This window comes from Inquilinus sp. 2KB_23 (genome assembly GCF_052115705.1).
Lineage (GTDB): Bacteria > Pseudomonadota > Alphaproteobacteria > DSM-16000 > Inquilinaceae > Inquilinus > Inquilinus ginsengisoli_A.
This window is the reverse complement of record NZ_JBFRHF010000073.1, coordinates 1-1,985: the sequence shown is the minus strand read 5'-3', so window position 1 is coordinate 1,985 and position 1,985 is coordinate 1. Positions and strand designations below refer to the sequence as shown.

The 1,985-nt window shown below is 69.5% G+C and carries 3 protein-coding genes; 2 read left to right on the top strand and 1 reads right to left on the bottom strand.

Features of this window, described 5'->3' with window-relative positions:
- Positions 1 to 648, top strand: a 648-nt coding sequence (locus AB4112_RS35925; RefSeq protein WP_441727247.1) for a uracil-DNA glycosylase, incomplete at its 5' end; no start/stop codon positions are given.
- Positions 649 to 837: 189 nt separating this feature from the next.
- Positions 838 to 1,722, top strand: coding sequence for a hypothetical protein (locus AB4112_RS35920; protein ID WP_441727245.1), 885 nt, complete (start codon positions 838 to 840; stop codon positions 1,720 to 1,722).
- A gap of 35 nt (positions 1,723 to 1,757) precedes the next feature.
- Here AB4112_RS35920 and AB4112_RS35915 read toward each other — a convergent pair.
- Positions 1,758 to 1,985 (bottom strand): transposase (locus tag AB4112_RS35915; protein WP_441724067.1); only part of this gene is annotated, 228 nt, incomplete at its 5' end.

Genomic DNA, 1,985 nt, shown 5'->3' with positions numbered 1-1,985 from the left:
GTGCTGCCGGGCAGCGACGCCGCCACCGGCGACGCCCGCCGCATCGCCGCCGGCTGCAACACGCTGGACGAGCTGGCGGCGGCGCTGGCCGCCTTCGACGGCTGCGGCCTGAAGGCGACGGCGACCCAGATGGTGTTCGCCGACGGCAACCCGGAGGCCGACATCATGATCGTCGGCGAGGCGCCGGGGGCGGAGGAGGACCGGCTGGGCAAGCCCTTCGTCGGCCAGTCGGGCAAGCTGCTGGACCGCATGCTGGCGGCGATCGGGCTGGACCGCACCACGGTCTACATCACCAACATCGTCAACTGGCGCCCGCCCGGCAACCGCCAGCCCAACGCGGCGGAGATCGCGATCTCGCTGCCCTTCATCGAACGCCATGTCGCGCTGAAGAAGCCGAAGATCGTGCTCTGCGCCGGCGGCACCTCGGCCGCGGCGCTGCTGGCGACGCGCGAGGGCATCACCCGGATTCACGGCCGCTGGTACGATCGGTCCTTCCCCGACCTGCCGGCGCCGGTGCCGACCATGCCGATCTACCACCCCGCCTTCATCCTGCGGCAGCCCGGCATGAAGCGCGACGTCTGGCGCGACCTGCTGGTGCTGCGCCGCCGGATGGTGGAACTGGGCTGCGCGTTCAAGCCCGACGCCTAGACGGCCACGACCGGACTCACGCGTCGGGCTCCCCCTCTTGAGGGGCTGGGACGGGGAGCCAAGCAACCGCTCAAATTACCTCTCCCGTAAACGGAAGAGGCAATCGGCGGCCGGATGAACAAGATGTTCACTGGGCATTAACACAATGTGCATTGTGTTAACTGGCGCGACTCGTTCATGATATGTTCCATGAAAACGCCACCAGAAGGTTTCGACATCCAGGCCCACTGCCGCAGCCTCGCGCTGCAGCAGATGGAGGTGCTCACCCGCATCGTCGCGATCAGCCTGCAGCTGGTCGAAGGCGAGGGCGCCCGCGCCCTCGACGCCCAGGCCCAGCTTGCCCGGGCGAAGGCCGCCGGGCCCCAGTCCGACGAAGCAGTGGCGGCCAGGGCCGAGGCGCGCGAGGCCGGGCTGGCGTTCAACCGCTTCGCCCGCACGGTGCAGCAATCCCTGGCCCAGCGCGCCCGCACCGCCGACAAGCTGTGCGCCCAGGACCGGGCCGAGACCCCCGACCGCCTGGCCGCCCGCAAGGCCCGCCGCGACCGCCACCGCGACGAGGTCCAGGACACGCTGCAGGACATGATCTGCGAGGAGATCGAGGATGAGGGCCGCTTCAACGCCCTGAAGGACGATCTCGAGGAGCGGGTCGACGGGCTCTACGAGGACCAGGACGTCCGGGTCGAGGACCGGCCGGTGGGGTCGGTGATGGCGGGGGTGGCCTGCGGCCTCGGCCTGTCCGAGACCTGGCAGCGCTGGCGCGGCGGGGAATGGCCGGCGACGCCGCGCCCCAGGCGGCCGGCGGGCAGCCCGGCGGAGATCCAGGCGATCCGGGCCAAGCGCCGGAAGGCGGTGACCGCCGCGGTCGAGCGCGACTTTGCGGAATGCGCCGATCCCGCCTGGATTCCGGCACTCCGGGCCGGTCTGGCGGTGCGGCTGCAGGAGCCCGATGTGATCGAGATGCTCGACACCGAGACCATCGCCACCGCGGCCCACCGCCTCTGCCGGTCGCTCGGGCTCAGCCCGATGGTCTTCGGGTTCAAGAGAGACAAGCCGGAGGCGCCGGACACCGGGTGACGGATGGGGCCGCCCCCTCACTACCCAACCCGTCATCAACTCAGTTGATGTTCTTGTCTGAGTTTTGCGTTGGCGATGATGACGAGCTTGCGCATGAGGGCAGTGAGGGCGACGAGCTTCTTTTTGCCGTTGGCGAGGAGTTTGAGGAAGAAGGGCCTGAGTGTGGGGTGATGGTTGCTGGCGGCCATTGCGGCCATGAAGAGGGCGCGTTTGATCTCGGGTCTGCCGCCTTTGGTGCGGCGGTAGGCGTTGGTGTTTCCGCT

Excerpts from the sequence above, each read along its gene's own strand:
- AB4112_RS35920 (WP_441727245.1), top strand. The coding sequence starts at position 838 with ATGAAAACGCCACCAGAAGGTTTCGACATCCAGGCCCACTGCCGCAGC.